The 20,322-nt window shown below is 68.3% G+C and carries 14 protein-coding genes; 8 read left to right on the forward strand and 6 right to left on the reverse strand.

The window, feature by feature from the left end; translation table 11 throughout:
• Positions 1–30: 30 nt before the first annotated feature.
• From hutH to BM417_RS12815, 6 genes are all read left to right on the forward strand, one after another.
• Positions 31–1,536 carry a histidine ammonia-lyase gene (hutH, locus tag BM417_RS12790; RefSeq protein ID WP_093592120.1) on the forward strand — a complete coding sequence of 502 codons (1,506 nt, stop codon included), beginning with the start codon at positions 31–33 and terminating at the stop codon, positions 1,534–1,536.
• A complete protein-coding gene (gene hutU, locus BM417_RS12795; RefSeq protein ID WP_093592123.1) occupies positions 1,536–3,176 on the forward strand; it encodes a urocanate hydratase in 1,641 nt (546 codons plus the stop codon). The genes hutH and hutU overlap by 1 nt, the downstream gene beginning before the upstream one ends.
• Positions 3,176–4,345 carry an allantoate amidohydrolase gene (locus BM417_RS12800; RefSeq protein ID WP_093592125.1) on the forward strand — a complete coding sequence of 390 codons (1,170 nt, stop codon included), beginning with the start codon at positions 3,176–3,178 and terminating at the stop codon, positions 4,343–4,345. Before hutU ends, BM417_RS12800 begins: the two co-directional genes overlap by 1 nt.
• Entirely contained in the window at positions 4,342–5,616 is a 1,275-nt protein-coding gene (locus BM417_RS12805) for a formimidoylglutamate deiminase (protein ID WP_093592128.1), read from the forward strand. Before BM417_RS12800 ends, BM417_RS12805 begins: the two co-directional genes overlap by 4 nt.
• Positions 5,613–6,746 (forward strand): imidazolonepropionase, encoded by a 1,134-nt coding sequence (gene hutI, locus BM417_RS12810; protein ID WP_093593641.1) that lies wholly within the window; start codon positions 5,613–5,615, stop codon positions 6,744–6,746. Before BM417_RS12805 ends, hutI begins: the two co-directional genes overlap by 4 nt.
• A gap of 66 nt (positions 6,747–6,812) precedes the next feature.
• Positions 6,813–7,694 (forward strand): hypothetical protein, encoded by an 882-nt coding sequence (locus tag BM417_RS12815; RefSeq protein ID WP_143138623.1) that lies wholly within the window; start codon positions 6,813–6,815, stop codon positions 7,692–7,694.
• Between the two features lie 130 nt (positions 7,695–7,824).
• On the opposite strand, the gene BM417_RS12820 is transcribed toward BM417_RS12815, so the two are convergent.
• A complete protein-coding gene (locus tag BM417_RS12820) occupies positions 7,825–8,997 on the reverse strand; it encodes a S8 family peptidase (RefSeq protein ID WP_093592134.1) in 1,173 nt (390 codons plus the stop codon).
• 177 nt (positions 8,998–9,174) lie between these two features.
• Here BM417_RS12820 and BM417_RS12825 point away from each other — a divergent pair, with 177 nt between their 5' ends.
• A complete protein-coding gene (locus BM417_RS12825) occupies positions 9,175–10,059 on the forward strand; it encodes a hypothetical protein (RefSeq protein ID WP_093592137.1) in 885 nt (294 codons plus the stop codon).
• A gap of 49 nt (positions 10,060–10,108) precedes the next feature.
• Here the strand turns inward: BM417_RS12825 and BM417_RS12830 are convergent, their stop codons facing one another.
• On the reverse strand, positions 10,109–11,275 hold the full coding sequence (locus BM417_RS12830; protein ID WP_093592139.1) for a S8 family peptidase: 1,167 nt from the start codon (positions 11,273–11,275) through the stop codon (positions 10,109–10,111).
• Positions 11,276–11,431: 156 nt separating this feature from the next.
• Here BM417_RS12830 and BM417_RS12835 point away from each other — a divergent pair, with 156 nt between their 5' ends.
• A complete protein-coding gene (locus BM417_RS12835) occupies positions 11,432–12,424 on the forward strand; it encodes an aldo/keto reductase (protein WP_093592141.1) in 993 nt (330 codons plus the stop codon).
• 3 nt (positions 12,425–12,427) lie between these two features.
• On the opposite strand, the gene BM417_RS12840 is transcribed toward BM417_RS12835, so the two are convergent.
• The 4 genes from BM417_RS12840 to BM417_RS12855 form a co-directional block, all read right to left on the reverse strand.
• Positions 12,428–15,148, reverse strand: coding sequence for an NACHT domain-containing protein (locus tag BM417_RS12840; protein ID WP_093592144.1), 2,721 nt, complete (start codon positions 15,146–15,148; stop codon positions 12,428–12,430).
• Between the two features lie 49 nt (positions 15,149–15,197).
• Positions 15,198–15,377, reverse strand: coding sequence for a DUF6104 family protein (locus BM417_RS12845; RefSeq protein WP_030471325.1), 180 nt, complete (start codon positions 15,375–15,377; stop codon positions 15,198–15,200).
• Between the two features lie 80 nt (positions 15,378–15,457).
• Positions 15,458–19,150, reverse strand: a complete 3,693-nt coding sequence (locus BM417_RS12850) for a multifunctional oxoglutarate decarboxylase/oxoglutarate dehydrogenase thiamine pyrophosphate-binding subunit/dihydrolipoyllysine-residue succinyltransferase subunit (protein ID WP_093592147.1) — start codon at positions 19,148–19,150, stop codon at positions 15,458–15,460.
• Between the two features lie 307 nt (positions 19,151–19,457).
• On the reverse strand, positions 19,458–20,276 hold the full coding sequence (locus BM417_RS12855) for an ATP-grasp domain-containing protein (RefSeq protein ID WP_093592150.1): 819 nt from the start codon (positions 20,274–20,276) through the stop codon (positions 19,458–19,460).
• Positions 20,277–20,322: the final 46 nt, after the last annotated feature.

A 20,322-nucleotide genomic window follows, 5' to 3' on the forward strand; every position in this document is an offset into this window, starting at 1 on the left:
GACTCGGCCCCGGAGCGCTGTGATGTCTGCATGCGACAACCGGTGGAGCTGGGTCCGAAGCCTCTGACCCTCGAGGACGTTCATGCCGTCGCCCGCGACGGCGCCCCGGTGGAGATCACCGCGGCGGCCCGTGAGGCGGTCACCGCCGCCCGTGGCCACATCGAACAGCTCGCCACGGCCGAACGCCCCACCTATGGCGTCTCGACCGGGTTCGGCGCGCTCGCCGTCCGGCACATCCCGCCGGACCGCCGTGCCCAGCTGCAGCGGTCGCTGATCCGCTCGCACGCCGCCGGGTCCGGGCCCGAGGTCGAGCGGGAGGTCGTGCGGGCGTTGATGCTGCTGCGCCTGCGCACGCTCTCGACCGGCCACACCGGCGTCCGGTTGTCCACTGTGGACGCCATGGCCGGGATGCTGAACGCCGGCATCACCCCGATCGTGCACGAGTACGGCTCGCTGGGCTGCTCCGGCGACCTCGCGCCGTTGTCGGCGAACGCGCTGGCGTTGATGGGCGAGGGCATGGTCCGCAACTCCCGCGACGAACTCGTGCCCGCCGCCGAAGCGCTCAAAGAAGCCGGCATCGAACCGGTGCAGCTGGCCGAGAAGGAAGGCCTCGCGCTGATCAACGGCACCGACGGCATGCTCGGCATGCTGTCGCTGGCGATCGCCGACCTGACCAGGCTGCTGGACATCGCGGACCTCACCGCCGCGATGAGCGTCGAGGCACTGCTGGGCACCGACCGCGTCTTCGAGCCCGAACTGCACGCGTTGCGCCCGCACCCCGGCCAGAACGTCAGCGCCGCGCGGATGCTCGCGTTCCTCAAGAACTCCGAGATCGTCGCCTCCCACCGCGGCCCGGACTGCACCCGCGTGCAGGACGCGTACTCACTGCGCTGCTCACCGCAGGTGCACGGCGCGGCCCGCGACACCGTGGCCTACGCGGCGACGGTGGCGGACCGCGAGCTGTCGTCGGTGATCGACAACCCCGTCGTGCTGGCGGACGGCCGCGTCGAGTCCAACGGCAACTTCCACGGCGCCCCGGTCGCCTACGCGCTGGACTTCCTGGCCATCCCGCTCGCGGACGTGGCCTCGATCGCCGAGCGCCGCACGGACCGCATGCTCGACGTCTCACGCTCGCACGGCCTGCCGCCGTTCCTCGCCGACGACCCCGGCGTCGACTCCGGCCACATGATCGCCCAGTACACCCAGGCGGCGATCGTGTCCGAGCTCAAGCGCCTGGCCATGCCGGCGTCGGTCGACTCGATCCCGTCCTCCGCGATGCAGGAGGACCACGTGTCGATGGGCTGGTCCGCCGCCCGCAAGCTGCGCAAGGCCGTGGACGGTCTCACGACCGTGCTGGCCATCGAACTGCTCACCGCCGCACGGGCCCTCGACCTGCGCGCGCCCCTCAAGCCCGCCCCCGCGACGGCCGCCGCCGTGGCGAAGCTGCGCGAGACCGTCCAGGGCCCCGGCCCGGACCGCCACCTCGCCCCCGAGATCGCCGCCGCCGAGGCCCTGATTCGAAGTGGAGCCCTGTAATGGTTGTTCGCGCTGACCGCGGCACCGAACTGTCCGCGAAGAACTGGTCGACCGAGGCCGCCCTGCGGATGTTCCACAACAACCTCGACCCGGACGTCGCCGAGCGTCCCGAGGACCTCGTCGTCTACGGCGGCACCGGCAAGGCCGCGCGCGACTGGCCGTCGTTCGACGCGATCACCCGCGAGCTCAAGAACCTCGAAGCCGACGAGACCCTGCTCGTGCAGTCCGGACGTCCCGTCGGCGTCATGCGCACGAACGAGTGGGCGCCGCGCGTGCTCATCGCGAACTCGAACCTCGTGCCGGACTGGGCGAACTGGCCCGAGTTCCGCCGCCTGGAGGCCGAGGGCCTCACGATGTACGGGCAGATGACCGCCGGCTCGTGGATCTACATCGGCACCCAGGGCATCCTCCAGGGCACCTTCGAGACGTTCGCCGCCGTCGCCACCAAGCGCTTCAACGGCACTCTCCGCGGCACGTTGACGGTCACCGCGGGCCTCGGCGGCATGGGGGGCGCGCAGCCGCTCGCCGTGACGATGAACGAGGGCGTCGCGCTGTGCATCGAGGTCGACCCGCACCGCGCCCAGCGTCGCCTGGAGACCCGTTACCTCGACGAGGTGGCCGCGGACCTGGACTCGGCGATCGAGCGCGTGCTGGCCGCGAAGGCCGCCGGTGAGGCCGTTTCCGTTGGCGTCGTGGGCAACGCGGCGGAGATCCTGCCCGAGCTGCTGCGCCGCGAGGTCGCGATCGACATCGTGACGGACCAGACGTCGGCGCACGACCCGTTGGCGTACCTGCCCGTCGGTGTCTCGCTGGACGAGTGGCACGACTACGCCGCCGCGAAGCCCGAGGAGTTCACCGAGCGCGCCCGCAAGTCGATGGCCGCGCACGTCGAGGCCATGGTCGGGTTCATGGACCGCGGCGCCGAGGTTTTCGACTACGGCAACTCGATCCGCGGTGAGGCCCAGCTCGGCGGCTACGACCGCGCGTTCGCGTTCCCCGGCTTCGTGCCCGCCTACATCCGCCCGCTGTTCTGCGAAGGCAAGGGCCCGTTCCGCTGGGCCGCGCTGTCCGGCGACCCGGCCGACATCGCCAAGACCGACGCCGCGATCCTCGAGCTGTTCCCGGAGAACGAGCAGCTGCACCGGTGGATCAAGATGGCCGGTGAGCGCGTCGAGTTCCAGGGCCTGCCCGCCCGCATCTGCTGGCTCGGCTACGGCGAACGGCACCTCGCGGGCCTCAAGTTCAACGAGATGGTGGCGTCCGGCGAGCTGTCCGCGCCGATCGTCATCGGCCGCGACCACCTCGACTGCGGCTCGGTGGCCTCCCCGTACCGCGAGACCGAGGCGATGGCCGACGGCTCCGACGCGATCGCGGACTGGCCGCTGCTCAACGCCCTGGTCAACACGGCCTCCGGCGCCACCTGGGTGTCGATCCACCACGGCGGCGGCGTCGGCATCGGCCGCTCGATCCACGCCGGCCAGGTGACGGTCGCGGACGGCACTCCGCTGGCGGCGCAGAAGATCGAGCGCGTGCTGACCAACGACCCCGGCATGGGCGTCATCCGGCACGTGGACGCGGGCTACGACGAGGCCAAGACCGTGGCAGCGGACAAGGGTGTCCGCATTCCGATGGAGGGCTGATGCTCGACCAGATCGCGGACGTCGGCAAAGACGCCAAGCGCGGCGGTTACTCGCGCCACGGTTACAACAAGCCGGAGCTCGAACTGCGGCACTGGTTCGTCGAGCAGGCGGTCCGGCGCGGTCTCAACGTCGAGACCGACCAGAACGGCAACCTCTGGGCGTGGTGGGGCGAGCGCGGCGACAACGCGCTCATCACCGGCAGCCACCTGGACTCGGTGCCCGGTGGCGGCGCGTTCGACGGCCCGCTGGGGGTGACGTCGGCGCTGGAGGCGGTTGATCTCTTGCAGGCCAAGGGGTTCAAGCCCGCGCGGCCGTTCGCGATCACGGTCTTCGCCGAGGAGGAGGGCGGCCGGTTCGGCGTCGCGTGCCTCGGCTCGCGGTTGCTGACCGGCGCGATCTCCCCGGAGAAGGCGTTGGCGCTCAAGGACCCGGACGGCGTCACGCTGGCCGAGGCCATGAAGGCCGCCGGGTACGACCCCGATCTGGTCGGCCGCGACGAACGGGCGTTGAAGCGCATCGGCCAGTTCGTCGAGCTGCACGTCGAACAGGGCCGTGGCCTCACGGTTCCGGTAGGCGTGGCGAGCAGCATCCTCGCGCACGGCCGGTGGCGCTTCACGTTCTCCGGCGAGGGAAACCACGCCGGGGCGACGTTGATCGAAGATCGCCGCGACCCGATGCTCCCGGCATCACAACTCGTCCTCGCCGCCAGGAAGGCGGCCAGGGGTGGCGGGCGTGCCACCGTGGGAAGGCTCGTCCCCAACCCCGGTGGCACCAACGTCATCGCGTCCACTGTGGACGTCTGGCTGGACGCGCGGGACAGCGACGACGCGCGCACCCGCGCGATGGTCGCGGAGATCTCCGAGGCGGCTCACCAGGCCGCCAAAGAGGAAGGCTGCGAGCTGCGGATCACCGAGGAGTCGTACGGCGACACGGTGCACTTCGACTCGGCATTGCGGGACGACATCGCGGGAGCGCTCGGTGGTGTTCCGGCGCTGCCGACCGGTGCGGGCCACGACGCGGGCATCCTCGCCGCGCACGTGCCGACCGCGATGCTGTTCGTGCGCAACCCCACCGGCGTGAGCCACGCGCCGGAGGAGTTCGCCGAGCAGGCCGACGTCGACGAGGGCGTCAAGGCACTGGCCGCGACCATCGAACACCTCGGCTCATGAACTTCTGGTGCGAGCGAGCCTGGTTGCCCGCCGGGCTCGCCGACCGCGTCCTGATCAGGGTCGAGAACGGCGTGATCGCGAACGTGTCCACAGTGGACACGATTCCGCTGGGCGTTCGCCGCCTGTACGGCGTCGTCGTGCCGGGCTTCGCGAACGCCCACTCGCACGCGTTCCACCGGGCGTTGCGAGGTCGTACGCACGGCGGCGGCGGCACGTTCTGGACGTGGCGGGAAGGCATGTACGCGCTGGCCTCCCGCCTCACCCCGCAGTCGTACTACCGCCTGGCCCGCGCGGTCTACGGCGAGATGGCGCTCGCGGGTGTGTCGGCCGTGGGCGAGTTCCACTACGTCCACGACAGGTCGAACGAGTTCGGGTACGCGCTGCGCGAGGCCGCCAAGGACGCCGGAATCCGCCTCACGCTGCTCGACACCTGCTACCTCGCGGGTGGCATCGACCAGCCGGTCAACGAGGTGCAGCAACGATTCTCCGACGGCACCGCCGAGGCCTGGGCGTCCAGGGTCGCCGAGCTGAAGTCCGACGACGTGATGCGCGTCGGTGCCGCGATCCACTCGGTCCGCGCCGTCCCGCGAGCCGAGCTTTCCGTGGTGGCACAGGCACTCCCGGACGCGCCGCTGCACGTTCACCTCTCCGAGCAGCCCGCCGAGAACGAGGCCTGCCTCGCCGCCTACGGGCTCACGCCGACCGGACTCCTGCACGAGGCCGGCGCGTTGTCGTCCCGCACCACGGCCGTGCACGCCACGCACCTGACGGCCGAGGACATCGCGTTGCTGGGCAACTCCGGTACCGGCGCGTGCTTCTGCCCGACGACCGAGGCGGACCTGGCCGACGGCATCGGCCCCGCCCGCGAACTGGCCGACGCGGGCAGCCCGTTGTCGCTGGGCAGCGACCAGCACGCGGTGATCGACCCGCTGCTGGAAACCAGGGCCCTGGAACACAACGAACGCCTCCGCACCGGCCAGCGCGGCCGTTTCTCGCCGTCCGAACTGCTCGAGGCCGCCACTCGCCACTCCGCGCTCGGCTGGGACGGCGGCCGCATCGAACCCGGTGCGCCGTGCGACCTCGTGGCGATCAGCTGCTCGACGCCACGCACCGCGGGTTCGTTGCCGCAGCAGGTCCTCCTGTCGGCTACGGCGTCCGATGTGGACACCGTGGTGGTCGGCGGTCGCGTGGTCGCCGCGGGTGGCGTGCACGAGACTCTGGGAGACGTCGGCAGGCTGCTGGCGGACGCGATCGAGGAGCTGTGGGCATGAGCGTGCTGATCACCGGCATCGGTGAGCTGACCACGAACACCGAGGCCGGCGGCGACGCGCTGGTCATCGACGGCTCGGAGATCGCCTGGGTCGGCAAGGCGGGCAACGCCCCCGCCGCCGACGAACGCGTCGACGTCGAGGGCCGCGCGGTGCTGCCCGGCTGGGTCGACAGCCACACCCACCTGGTCTTCGCGGGCGACCGCACCGCCGAGTTCGGTGCGCGCATGGCGGGCAAGCCCTACACGGCGGGCGGCATTGCCGTCACCGTCAACGCGACCCGTGCGGCGACGGACGAGGAACTGGCCGCCGTCGTGCGCAAGCACATCGCCGAGGCCCTTCGCCAAGGAACGACGTTCGTCGAGACCAAGACCGGCTACGGCCTCAACGTCGCCGACGAGGTGCGGTCGGCGCGCATCGCCGCCGAGCACGCCGACGAGGTCACGTTCCTCGGCGCCCACCTCGTGCCGCCCGGCGAGGACGCGGACACCTACGTCGAGCTGGTCCGCGGCGAGATGCTCGACGCCGTCGCACCCCTCGTGCGCTGGGCGGACGTGTTCTGCGAAAAGGGCGCCTTCGACTACGACCAGTCGAAGGCCGTGCTCGCCGCCGCCGCCGCGAAGGGCCTGGGCCTGCGCGTCCACGGCAACCAGCTCGGCGAGGGGCCCGGCGTGCGGCTGGCCGTGGAACTCGGCGCCGCCTCGGTAGACCACTGCACGTACTTGTCGGCCGCCGACATCGACGCGCTGGCGTCGTCGGACACCGTCGCCACGCTGCTTCCGGCATGCGACCTGTCGACCCGTCAGTCGCTGCCGCCCGCCCGCGCGCTGCTGGACGCCGGTGCGACGGTCGCTCTCGCCAGCAACTGCAACCCCGGCTCGTCGTACACCTCGTCGATGGCGTTCTGCGTGACGACAGCGGTCCTGCAGATGCGGATGAGCGTCGAGGAAGCGGTCTGGGCGGCGACGGCGGGAGGCGCGCAGGCGTTGCGCCGCACCGACGTTGGGGTCATCAGGCCTGGTGCGCGGGCTGACCTCCACGTGCTGGACGCACCCTCGATCACGCATCTGGCGTACCGGCCGGGCGTCCCGTTGACGCATTCGGTGTGGCGTCGGGGCGAACGAGCCAATTGAGACAGCTCTCTCATCACCCTCCGTGTGGGCCTGTTGGCGGAAGGTGCGGGGCCGTACGGTGTCCGGGTGGTGGATTTCGCGGAGGCCCTGACGAAAGCCGTCGACAACAGCGGCCTCAGCCTCGAACGCATCCAGCACCATCTGGCCGCACGAGGCATGCAGGTGAGCATCTCGACGCTCAGCTACTGGCGCCGCGGCCGCAGCCGTCCGGAACGCCCGGAGTCGCTGAAGGTCGTCGCCGCCCTGGAGGAGCTGCTCGACCTCGGTGAGGGCTTCCTGACCGACCGGCTGGGCGACAAGCGGCCGCGTGGGCGCTGGGTGGACCAGTCGCTGACTCTCGAGGACATGTGGGACTCGCGGGCCACCGACCTCGGCGAGGTGATGTCGCGGATCGACCGGCTGCAGCCGACGGCGACGACGTACCTGAGCGTGCAGGACCGGCAGGTCATCGGGCCGGACCGCCGCGAGGTCTCGAACCACTGCACCGGCGTGATCCAGGCGCTGGAGGACGGCGTCGACAGGTTCCTCGCGATCCAGCTGGCCGACGCCACGGACCTCGGCGTGCCGTCGATCGAGGCGGGACCGCCGTGCCGGCTCGGGAGGGTCCGCAGTGAGGACTCCACCGGGTTCCTCGTCGCGGAGATCCTCTTCGACCGGATGCTCAGAGCGGGCGAGACGGCTCTGGTCGACTACACGGTCCGGATGAGACCCGGTGCCGACAGCGAGGTCTGCGACCGGCGCTTCCTGCGTCCTGTCAACGACTACACGCTGCAGATCGACTTCCACCCGGACGCGGTGCCGGCGCGCTGTTTCCAGTTCGCGCGGCCGTCGCTGCACGAACCGGAGACCGCTCTGAACGACCTGTGGATCGGGACGACGGCGTCGACGCACATCCACGTGCGGAACTCGAAGCCCGGAATCTATGGAGTGCGGTGGGAGTGGGAGTAGCCGCTACTCCCACTCCCACCGCAAGCGCCCCCAGTCGAGACGATGCGCTCGGCCGAGCCGCATTCGGCCTGCTCATCAAGGGCGCCCAGGATGGCCGTCACCGCTGCAGGGAGGCGGCGACAGCAGGTTCCTAGACCTTCAGCAACAGGTTCGGCGAACCCGTTTTGATGTCGGTCAGCTTGTTCGGCGTGGCCGCGCCGACCAGGGCGTTGCGCACCTGGGCGGGCGTGGCGGACGGGTTCGCGCTCAGGTAGAGCGCGGCCGCTCCGGCGACGTGCGGGGAGGCCATCGACGTGCCGCCCATGGACCGCGTGCCGGTGTCGTTGCTGTGCGAGGCGGAGACGATGTCGCTGCCGGGCGCCCAGATGTCGAGGCACTGGCCGTAGTTCGACGAGCCGGCCGTCCAGATCGAACGCTTGTCCGCGCGGTCCGACGCACCGACCGTGATCGCCTCCGGCGTGCGGGCCGGGGTGAAGTTGCACGCGTCCTGGCCGCTGTTGCCGCCCGCCAGCACGTAGGTGATGCCCGCGTTGATCGACCGCTTGACGGCGTTCTCCAGCGAGGCGTTCGTGCCGCTGCCACCGAGGCTCATGTTGACGACGGCGGGCTTCTTGCCGTTGGCCGTCACCCAGTCGATGCCGCGGATGATGCCGTCCCACGCGCCGCTGCCGTTGCAGTCGAGCACGCGGACGCCGACGAGCTTGGCCTTCTTCGCGACGCCGTAGGTCTTGCCCGCGACCGTGCCGGCGACGTGCGTGCCGTGGCCCTGGCAGTCCTGCGCGACGGCATCGTTGTCGATGAAGTCGTAACCGTCGGAAGCGCGGCCCTCGAATTCGGAATGCGTTTTCCTGATTCCGGTGTCGAGAACGTACGCCGTCACGTTCGACGCGGTGTTCGGGTAGGTGTAGGACTGGTTGAGCGGCAGATTCGCCTGGTCGATCCTGTCGAGACCCCAGACCGGGTTCGACTGCGTGGCCTGGATCGTGGCGACCGTGTTGCGCTCGACGAATTGCACGTCCGGGTCGGCCGCGAGTCGCCGCGCCTGTCGTTCGGACATTCCGGTGACCGAGAACCCGTTCAGCGCGGCGCTGTAGGTGTGCTTGACATTGCCCTGGTAGCGGGACGCCAACGCGCTGGCAGGGGTGCGCGCGCCGTCCTTCAGCACCACGATGTAGCTGCCCTCGACCGCCTGTGCGCCCGCACCGGGCAGCACTGCTTGTTCAGCGATCGCGGTGGGCGTCCACATCGCTGTGGAAGCGATGCCCAATGCCGCCGCGATGGCGACATGACGCCGAAGTGCCATGGGGTTCCTCCTGGCAGGGAATGAACTGGGGAACACCAAGAAACTAACGTGAGCTGTGCTCCGGATAACAGGTTCGAAACTTCAGTTCTCAATACTGTCAAAACTGTTTCGACACCGGTTCCGGGTACTCGCCGTGCTGGATGAGCCGGATTCGATCACTGGCCGTAGCATTCCTCCATGCAGGAATTCGCCGAGGCGCTGGCCAAGGCCGTCGAGGCGAGCGGCCTCAGTCTGGAGCGGATCCAGCACCACCTGGAGTTGCGTGGCGTGCAGGTGAGCCTGTCGACGCTGAGCTACTGGCGGCGCGGCCGCAGCCGTCCGGAACGGCCGGAGTCGCTGCAGGCCGTTGCCGCGCTCGAAGAGATCCTCCGGCTGGAGCCGGGAACGTTGACCGGCAGCCTCGGCGACAAGCGGCCGCGCGGGCGATGGGTCGAACGCGCCGCCGCGCTGGAGGGGATCTGGCAGGAGGCCGCGGTCGACCTCGGCCGGGCCATCAACCGCGTCGACAGGCTGCTGGCGTCCCCGGCGAAGTACATCAGCCTGCGGGACGTCGTGGTGATCGGTTCCGACCGGCGTGAGATCGAGATGCGGACCAGCTCGGTGATCGAGGCGTTCGAGGACGGCGTCGACCGGCTCCTCGTCGCGAAGGTCGCGGAGGACACCGACCTCTCCACCGGTGACATCGTCGCCGAGAAGTCGTGCCGGGTGGGGCGGGTGCGCAGAGACGACGAGAACAACCTGCTCGTCGCCGAGGTCATCCTCGACCGGGTGCTGCGGGCGGGGGACACCGCGCTCGTCGACCTCAGGATGATCGCCGACCCCGGCGCGGACAGCGTGTCGGCGGACCGCACGTTCATCCGCACCCTGCGCGACTACGTGCTGGAGGTCGAGTTCCACCCCGACGCGGTGCCCGTGCGCTGTCACGGCTTCACGCGGTCCGAAAAGGGCGCACCTGCCGTGGACACGGGCGAACTCTGGATCGGGACCACCGCCTCCGCGCACCTGGTCGTGCACGAAGCCCAGGCGGGCTCCGTGCACGGCATCAAGTGGGAGTGGGAGTAGCGGCCCTCGCTCGCTACTCCCACGACTGCGCATCGGGGTTCCTGTTCCCCTACTGCCCGATGCGCAGCAGCCTGTTGGGCGAGCCGATCTGCAGCCCGCGCAGGATGTTCGTGCTCGCGCCGTTCACGAGCGCGTCCCGCACCTGCCGGTTCGTCGCGTTGGCGTGCGTGCTCAGGTAGACCGCCGCTGCCCCGGCCACGGCGGGCGTCGCCATCGACGTGCCGCTGTCGAGCCGGAGACCGAAGTTGTTGGCGTGCGAGGCCGAACTGATGTCCGTGCCAGGTGCCCAGACGTCAACGCACCGACCCCAGTTCGACGCCGTGCCCCACTGGGGCCAGACGGACCGGTTGTCGTTGGCATCCGTGGCTCCGACCGTGATCGCGTCCGGCAGCCGGGCCGGCGTGTAGCCGCAGGCGTCGCGACCGTCGTTGCCCGCCGCGATCACATAGGTGAAGCCGGCCGCGATCGACCGGGTGATCGCCCGTTCGAGAGCGTCGTCCTGACCCCGCCCGCCGAGGCTCATGTTGACCACAGCGGGGCGCACGCCGTTGGCGGTGACCCAGTCGACGCCGGCGACCACGCTGTCCTGGTCGGCCCTGTTGTCACACCCGAGCACCCGCACGCTGACGACCTGTGCCCGCTTCGCGACCCCGGACGTCCTGCCCGCGATCGTGCCGGCGACATGGGTGCCGTGGCCCGCGCAGTCACTTGCGTCCGCGTTGTCGTCGATGAAGTCGAAACCGTGCGACGCACGTCCTTCGAATTCGTTGTGCGTAATTCGAACGCCGCTGTCGACAACGTACGCACGCACGTTCGCCGCGCTGTTCGGATAGGTGTACTGACGGTCCAGCGGCAAAGCGCGCTGGTCGACCCTGTCCAGATTCCACGGCGCGTTCGGCTGGGTGTCGTTGCCGGAGATGATCAGGTTGCGCTGGACGTAGTCGACCGCGGGGTCGGCGGCCAGGCGCCGGGCCTGTTGTTCGGTCATGTCCCGCACGGAGAAGCCGTGGAGAGCGGCACGATAGGTCCGCTTCAGCCTGCCCTCGTACTTGCTCAGCAACGCCTGCGGGGACGCGCTGACGCCGTCCTTGAGAACGACGATGTAGCTGCCCGGGACGGCCTCGCCAACGCCGCGCAAAGCTTGTTGCGCAGTGGCTGTCGGGGTGCAGAGAACGGTCGCGAACAATGCCGCCGCAATGCAGGTGTTGATTCTCATCGAGTTCCTCCTGGCAGGGTCGAACGCGATGAACGTAACTTCACGAGCGGGTGAAATGGCAGTGGAGAAAATTTGGCCCTCAACACTGTCAAATCTGTGGCGACCTGGAGCAACTCCACGTGGCACAATGCCGCGCCGCGAGGCAGGGTGAGTGTCATGGAGTACACCAACCTCGGTCGCAGCGGCCTGTCCGTCTCCCGCCTGTGCCTCGGCACGATGAACTTCGGTCCCGAGACCTCCGAGGCCGACAGCCACGCGATCATGGATCGCGCCCACGAGCACGGCCTCAACTTCTTCGACACGGCCAACGTCTACGGCTGGAAGAAGGGCGAGGGCGTCACCGAGAACATCATCGGCAACTGGTTCGCCAAGGGCGGCACCCGTCGCGAACGGACCGTCGTCGCCACCAAGCTCTACGGCAGCATGGGCGACTGGCCGAACGAGACCAAGCTGTCGGCGCTGAACATCCGCCGCGCCGCCGACGCGTCCCTGAAGCGCCTGCAGACCGACTACATCGACCTGTACCAGATGCACCACGTCGACCGCGCGACGCCGTGGGACGAGATCTGGGAAGCCTTCTCCGTCCTGCGTCAGCAGGGCAAGGTCATCTACTTCGGCTCGTCGAACTTCGCCGGCTGGCACATCGCCCAGGCCGCCGAAGCCGCGCGCACCCGCGGCTTCCTCGGCCTGGTGTCGGAGCAGTCGATCTACAACCTGATGACCCGCTGGGTCGAGCTGGAGGTCCTGCCGGCGGCTCGCCACTACGGGCTCGGCGTGATCCCGTGGTCGCCGTTGCACGGTGGGTTGCTGGGCGGGGTGTTGCGCAAGCAGCGCGAGGGTGGGGCTTCTCGGTCGGCGTCCGGGCGTTCCGCGGACGCGTTGGAGAAGTACCGCGACACGATCGACGCCTACGAGAAGCTCTGCGCGGAGATCGGGGAGGACCCGGCCAACGTTGGTCTGGCCTGGTTGCTGCACCAGGACGGGGTCACCGCGCCGATCATCGGGCCGCGGACCGTCGAGCAGCTCGACAACTCGTTGCGTGCCGCGGAGTTGAAGCTGGACGCGGAGGTGCTGGGGAAGCTCGACGAGCTGTTCCCGGCGCCGGGGCCGAACGGGTCGAAGCCTGCGCCGGAGGCTTACGCCTGGTGATCGCTAGTCGGTGGCCAGGACGAGTGCCTCGTCCTGGCCGTACCGCTCCAGGAACGTGATCTTCGCAGGGAGCATCCGGTAATCCGCGGTGCCGAACTCGGCGGCGTGGCAAAGCGCGGCCAGCCTGAACTCGGTGGCGAGTTTTGGTGTGAGCGTTTTCTTCAGGGCTAGGTAGGGGCGCAAAGCATCGGACAGATACTGGGCCTTTTCAGTCCAGTCCGGGTATTGGCTCTTGTCGTGCAAATTTGCTTTGGGGGGAGCCATGACAAATGGCTTCACTATCTCCCCTGCAGGGCGCGCCGCGTCGAGCAGTCCATCTGCGAACGTGGTTAGAATGTCTCTGGTATGTGTACCGACCGCCTTTGCTGCAATGTGCAGGCCGTGGCCCAGTGTCACTTCGACAGCGCCTGTCAGGTAGCTGTACCGCTGTCGAGGGAGAAATCGAAAGACTGATTCGTTGGGTATTCTTTCGAGCGATAGTCGAAGTCTGCTAGTGAACTCGAAGTCGTCTACTGGCGAAATCGGAAACGCGAAATCGAGTGCTGCAAATTGTCCGATCAGGGCTACATTGCTGCGGCGGCTCTTGTTCTGTTCAAAGTGGTCGATCGCATTTAATAGCAAGGCTCGCGCGACGAAGGACGATTTCTTTTCGAGGTCCGCAAGCACATGCTCGCGGATGATTTCTGTTGTGATTTCAAGGGGGTTTTTAGTGGGGTCCGGTGTGTGGAGATAGACGTCTTCCTTCGTGTCCCGGTACCACGTGTTGAGTTTGGCTACCGCGCGATGCTGGACCTCTTCGTACGTGGGCAGCCGATAGCGGTCCTCGGTGTCGGTGATCTCATTGGCCCAGGTGGCGAACAGAGGAATAGCGCCTAAAGGCTGTTCTTCGTGTTCGATGTCCGAAAGGAAACTTCGGTAAAGCTCTGGGGTAATGGGTTGGGTGCACAACCGAGTACCCTCGCTCGTGCGCACCATCGCGTGTCGCAGGTGTCGGGTGAGCTGGACACCGACCATCAATCTCCGCACAGCGGACGGCACCGTCTCGTCCAGCGCCTGTTTGAGCAACTCGTCCAGGCCTGAGCGTAGTTCGGGGGCTAGTTCGGTGGTCTGGTCCGCGCAGTCGAAGGCGAGTGAAAGCGCTGCGACACTTCCCGAACTCACGCAGGACTCGACGATCTGGTCGGCGTCGGAGCGAGCCACGTACAGAAGAGAGGTTTCCCGCCACCAGACGTCATCGACCGTGGTGGTGAGCACCTCACCGAGATGCTTCTCCCGGATGTGTTCGGCGGCTAGGTACTCCTGGAACGTCAAGTGGGCGAACGAGTAGAGACCGCTCTCGCGTTCCAGCAACAGGCCGTTGGAGCCGGCTTCGCTCAGGAACTCGTCCTCCGAGATGTCCTTGGACATCCGGCGCAGTGCCGGACGCAACTCGAGCAGCACCTCGTCACGCGGCATGTCCCGAATCTTTCGGCGCATCATCGTGTAGGCGAGGCCGCGGAGCAATGCCGCTTTCTGGTCGCCGTTGAGGACTGATACCAATGCCTTCGCGTTGTGCCTGCGCCACAACAACACCTGGCAGATTTCGCCGTACAGGTCGGCTCGGATGCCGGGCAGCGCGCCGCGGAACCGGTGCACGATGGCGATCATCGTGAGCAGCAACGGGTTGACCGTGAGGTCGTGCAGTGCGGGCGCGTGTTCCAAACGCCGCAACAGGTCGTCGGCTGATGCCTGGGCCTTCTTGCGCACGTCGTCGTCGGTCGAACCCGTGCTGCGCTGCTCGATGGCCAGATACCAGCCGTGGATGAACTGGCTCACCTGCGCGTCGGTGAAGCTGCGGACCTGGAGCACGGTTGCGCCGTCGACGCGTGCGGTCTCATAGCCGTGGGGGCGTGAGGTGATGACGAAGTCGTTGCGGGGATAGCGTTTCGCTTGGCTCGCGACCCAGGTGGCCACGCTCGTTCGGTCGTCTTGGGAGGCGACCTCGTCCAAGCCGTCGAGCAGCACCGCGCAGTTGCCGTCGACTAGTTGCCGTTCGAACCAGCCTGTTGGCTCGTCCAGTCCGGGGGTGGTTACCAGGTTTGGAAGTGCGACGGCGGGGTTGGCGGTGATCGCGGCTACGTGGTCGCGTAGGTACAGCAGGATCGGCAGGGCGCGCCGGCGGCCTCGGCGGGAACGACACATGCGGCGGGCGGTGTAGCGCAGCAGTGTGGTTTTGCCGCTGCCGGGCGCGCCCACCACGGCGAGCACGACTGGGCGTGGCTGGTCGAGCAGGTTCCAGACGGAGTAGCGTTCGTTGACGTCGCCGGGGGCCTGAGCCAGGACGTCGCCGCGCACCTGGTTCGGTGCGCGGAAGACGACGCTGACGTCCACGAACACCTCGTCCAGGTCCGGCGTGTAGAAGCTGACCGTGGCGAGGCCCTGCAGGTCGATGAATCGCAGGCCGCTGAGCACCGACTCGCGGTACTGCTTCTTGAATCGCGCGTAGCGGCGGCGCAGCAGTTGGTCCAGCCACTCGGTCAGCCGCGGTTGCCAGCGCTTGCCCAGTTCGTCGGCTACGCCGTTCAGGAGCTTGCTGACGAGCGTCGTGCCCCAGACGAGTACCTGCCAGCCGAGCAGTGCCACGAGGGCCCACACGGGGTGTGCCGTCGCCCAGGTCTTCAGGAAGGCGAAGGCCGCAGCGGGTGGAGCGATCGCCGCGATGATCGGTGTCAGGTGCTTGACCATGCCCCTGTAGTCGTTCAGGGGGCACGGGGCGTCACGTTATTCGCGGTGACTAGTCCTCGAAGTCGTCGTCATCGCGCGCCAGGAACGTGGCGAAGCGCTCGATGGGCGTCTCGAAGTCCGGGTTGGCGTCCACGAACTCGCGCAGCTTGTCGGCGAGCCACGCGAAGGTGACCTCCTCCTCGCCGCGCCGCTTCTCGAGCTCTTCGATGCCGCGATCGGTGTGGTACATGGCAGAACTCCTGTGGGGGCTCAGAAAACGAGCCGCCGGACCCCAAAAGGAATCCGGCGGCTCGTTCGTTCAGGACTGGCTTACTCGAACGCGCGGGTGATGATCTCGCGCTGCTCGACCTCGTGCACCTTGCTCGAACCGGCCGACGGGGCGGCCATCGGGCGGCGCGACACGCGGCGGACCACACCGAGGTGCTCGGGCAGCAGCTCCGGGAGGGCCAGACCGTAGAACGGCCAGGCGCCCTGGTTCGCCGGCTCCTCCTGCACCCAGCGGACGTCCTTCGCGTTCGGGTAGCGCTCCAGGGTCTCGGTCAGCTTGCGGGCCGGGACCGGGTAGAGCTGCTCGACGCGCACGATCGCCACGTCGCCGCCGCCGCGCTTCTCGCGCTCTGCGTGCAGCTCGTAGGAGATCTTGCCGCTGCACAGCAGGACCTTGGTGACGGCGCCCGGGTCCTTGATGGTCGGGTCGTCGATCACCGACTGGAAGCGGTCGTTGATGAACTCGTCCGTGCCGGACACCGCGGCCTTGAGGCGCAGCATCGACTTCGGCGTGAACACGATCAGCGGCCGGTCGACGCCGTCGAGGGCGTGGCGACGCAGCAGGTGGAAGTAGTTCGCCGGGGTCGACGGCACCGCGACGGTCATGGAGCCCTCGGCGCACAGCTGGAGCCAGCGCTCGATGCGGCCCGACGTGTGGTCGGGGCCCTGGCCCTCGTGGCCGTGCGGCAGCAGGATCACGACGTCGGAACGCTGACCCCACTTGGCCTCACCGGACGAGATGAACTCGTCGATGATCGGCTGCGCGCCGTTGACGAAGTCACCGAACTGCGCCTCCCACAGCACCAGCGCCTGCGGGTTCGCCACCGAGTAGCCGTACTCGAAGCCGACCGCCGCGAACTCCGACAGCACCGAGTCGTAGACCATGAACTTGCCCTGGTCGTCGGACAGGTGCTGGAGCGGCGTGTGCTCCTCGCCGGTCTTGCGGTCGATCAGGGTCGCGTGGCGCTGCACGAACGTGCCGCGGCGCGAGTCCTGGCCGGCCAGACGGATGTTGCGGCCCTCCATCGCGAGCGAGCCGAACGCGAGCAGCTCGGCGAACGCCCAGTCGATGCCGCCGTCGCGCGCCATCTTCGCGCGGCGCTCGAGCACCGGCTTGACGCGGGCGTGCGGCGTGAAGCCCTCGGGCAGGTTCACGTGCGAGTCGGCGATGTGCTCCAGCATCTCGCGGGAGATGCCCGTGGGCAGCTTCGCCGGGACCTGCTGCTCGGCCTCGACCGACGGGCTGACCGTGACCGGGTGCTTCTCGAGCTCGCGGACCTCGTTGAAGACGTGCTCCAGCTGGCTGGAGAAGTCCTGCAGCGCCTTCTCGGCCTCTTCGACCGTGATGTCGCCGCGGCCGATCAGGGACTCGGTGTAGGTCTTGCGCACCGAGCGCTTCTGGTCGATCACGTCGTACATCGCCGGCTGCGTCATCGAGGGGTCGTCGCCCTCGTTGTGGCCGCGGCGGCGGTAGCAGACCATGTCGATCACGACGTCCTTGGCGAACGCCTGGCGGTACTCGACGGCCAGCTTCGCGACCCAGTAGCAGGCCTCGGGGTCGTCGCCGTTCACGTGGAAGACCGGCGAGCCGATCATCTTCGCGACGTCGGTCGAGTACTTCGAGGACCGCGAGTGCTCCGGGGCGGTGGTGAAGCCGACCTGGTTGTTCACGACGATGTGGACGGTGCCACCGGTGCGGTAGCCGCGCACGAGCGCCAGGTTCAGCGTCTCGGCGACGACGCCCTGGCCCGCGAACGCCGCGTCACCGTGCATGGCGACCGGCAGGACGGGGAAGAAGTCGCCGCCCTTGTCGATCATGTCCTGCTTGGCGCGCACGATGCCCTCGAGCACCGGGTCGACGGCCTCGAGGTGCGACGGGTTCGCCGTCAGCGACACCTTGGTCTCGCCGTCGCCGAACATGCGGAAGTACTTGCCCTCGGCACCGAGGTGGTACTTCACGTCGCCGGAGCCGTGCGCCTGACCGGGGTCGAGGTTGCCCTCGAACTCGCGGAAGATCTGCGAGATCGGCTTGCCGACGATGTTCGCGAGCACGTTCAGGCGGCCGCGGTGCGGCATGCCGATGACGACCTCGTCGAGCTCGTGCTCGGCGGCCTTGTCGAGCACCGCGTCGAGCAGCGGGATGACGGTCTCGCCGCCCTCCAGCGAGAAGCGCTTCTGGCCGACGTACTTCGTCTGCAGGAACGTCTCGAACGCCTCGGCGGCGTTCAGCTTGCTGAGGATGTACTTCTGCACGGTGGCCGGGGGCTTCTCGTGCGGAACCTCGACGCGCTCCTGGATCCAGCGGCGCTCTTCGGGCTCCAGGATGTGCATGTACTCGACGCCGACGGTGCGGCAGTACGAGTTGCGCAGCACACCGAGGATGTCGCGGAGCTTCATCCGCTCCTTGCCGGCGAAGCCGCCGACCGGGAACTCGCGGTCGAGGTCCCACAGCGTCAGGCCGTGGCTGAGCACGTCCAGGTCCGCGTGGGAGCGCTGGCGGTAGTTCAGCGGGTCCGTGTCGGCCATCAGGTGACCGCGCGTGCGGAACGCGTCGATCAGCTCGATGACGCGCGCGGTCTTGTCGACGGCGCCCTCGGGGATGTCGGCGACCCAGCGGATCGGCTCGTAGGGCAGCCGCAGCGACGCGAAGATCGAGTCGTAGAAGCCGTCCTCGCCGAGCAGCAGCTGGTGCACCCGCTTGAGGAACTCGCCCGACTCCGCACCCTGGATGATGCGGTGGTCGTACGTGGAGGTCAGCGTGATGATCTTGCTGACGCCCATGTCGGTGAGCGCCTGCTCACTGGTGCCCTGGAAGTGCGCGGGGTACTCCATGGCGCCGACGCCGATGATCGCGCCCTGACCGGCCTGCAGCCGCGGCACCGAGTGGTTCGTGCCGATCGTGCCGGGGTTGGTCAGCGAGATCGTGGTGCCGGAGAAGTCGTCCGCCGTCAGCGAGCCACCGCGGGCCTTGCGGATCAGGTCCTCGTAGGCCTGCCAGAACTGCGTGAACGTCATGTTCTCGCAGCCCTTGACCGACGCGACGACCAGCGTGCGGCTGCCGTCCTTGGCCGGCAGGTCGATCGCCAGGCCGAAGTTGACGTGCTCCGGCGTGACGACGAACGGCTTGCCGTCGACCTCGGCGTAGTGCCGGTTCATGTTCGGGAACGCCTGCAGCGCCCGGACCACCGCGTAGCCGATGACGTGCGTGAAGGAGACCTTCCCGCCGCGCGTCCGCTTCAGGTGGTTGTTGATGACGATGCGGTTGTCGGCCAGCAGCTTCGCGGGCACGGCACGCACGCTGGTCGCGGTCGGAACGGTGAGCGACAGCTCCATGTTCTTCGCGATCGCGGCGGAGGCACCACGCAACTGCTTCTGCTCGGGCTGCGCGCTCGGCTTGACCGGGGCGGCCTTCGCGGCCTGCTGCGGCGCGGGCTTGCCGGTCGACGGCAACGAGGCCGCCGGCTTCGGCTGCGACTGCGCGGCAGGCTTGGGTGCGGCGGCGGGCGCGGCCTTGCCGTTGTCGGCGGCCGGCGGCGTCACGGTCGCGGTCGTGGTGGCCGTGGAGCCACCCGCGCTGGCCGTGGCGGTGCCGTTACCGCCCGCTCGCTTGTAGTCGGCAAAGAAGTCGTGCCATGCCGGGTCTACGGATGACGGGTCCGCGAGGAACTGCTCGTACATCTCCTCGACGAGCCATTCGTTCGGCCCGAACTGTGACGCAGGACTGCTGCTGGACACGGCTGGCGCTCGCCTCTATCCATCTCGCTCTTGGTGTTGACTCATGCGGTAGTCAGGTTAGTCCCCCTGGCACGGGCCTTCACACGCTGGAGGCACCTGGCAAGGAGTGCTCTGTCACAGGATCGATCAGGACGGCCCTGGCGTCACCCGCAGTTGAGCAGTTCTTGATGTGCGTCTCACTACGTCCCCTCCCTTTCGGGTAATGCTCACTGAGCTGTTGGACGGGCATACGCACCGCGTGCAGTGATCAGTTCACGATAGGTACAACGCACCCGCTCTGCGGATTGATCTTCGCCCGGGGACTTGTTCAGATCAGTGAACGCCTGATCGAAGCCGTGAACGCCGATGTGAAGCCGGCTCTGGTCTCGTCAGTTGTTCGGTTCAGGGACAGGTAAGGGTTCAGGTCTTCCAGTTCGACCAGGAGCAGATCGCCGTTCTTGGTCCGGCAGGCGTCGACGCGCTGGACGCCGTGGCCGAGGCCGTTCCAGTCGATGAACTTCTGCGCGAATTCCAGGTCTTCCGGCGTGGGGGCGTACCCGGTGAGCTCCCAGCGCCGGGCCGGGTCCGGTGCGTGCAGGGCGTACTGGAAGTCGTGGTCCACGAAGTAGAACGACACCTCGTACCGGAAATCGATCTTGGGCTGGATGAGCAGGTCACCGGTCTTGCCCAGGACCTCCTCGCGGCCGACGAACTCCAGGCCGTGCGAGTCGGCGCCGGTCTTGGGTTTCACGACGTAGATGTCGGCCTGGGGGAGGCGGTCCAGCGCGTCCGGGCGGTCGATCGTGGGGATGACCGGGTAGCCCCGCTCGGTCAGGTCGACCAGGTACTGCTTGCCCGCCATGTCGGCCTTGCCGGTCAGCGGGTTGTAGACGCGCTGACCGGTGGCCTTCGCCTGCGCCCGGAAGTGGTCGTAGGCCGGGAGGTAGTCGATCACCGGGCCGCTGTTGCGGACCACGACCGTGTCGAAGTTCGCCATCAGGGCCGCGGCGTCCTCCGGGTGGCAGACGGCCAGGTCGAAGTGCTGTCTGAGGTGCGAGGTCAGGTAGATGTCCTCGTCGCAGTAGCGGCGGCCTCTGGCCGGGTAGGCGAGGTTGGAGACGTAGAGGACCGAGGGGCGGGTGGGCATGGTTTGGGCTCCTTTGACCTTGCCGGCCTGGGCAAGGTGGTTTCTA

This window comes from Lentzea waywayandensis, assembly GCF_900115955.1.
Taxonomy (GTDB): Bacteria; Actinomycetota; Actinomycetes; order Mycobacteriales; family Pseudonocardiaceae; genus Lentzea; species Lentzea waywayandensis.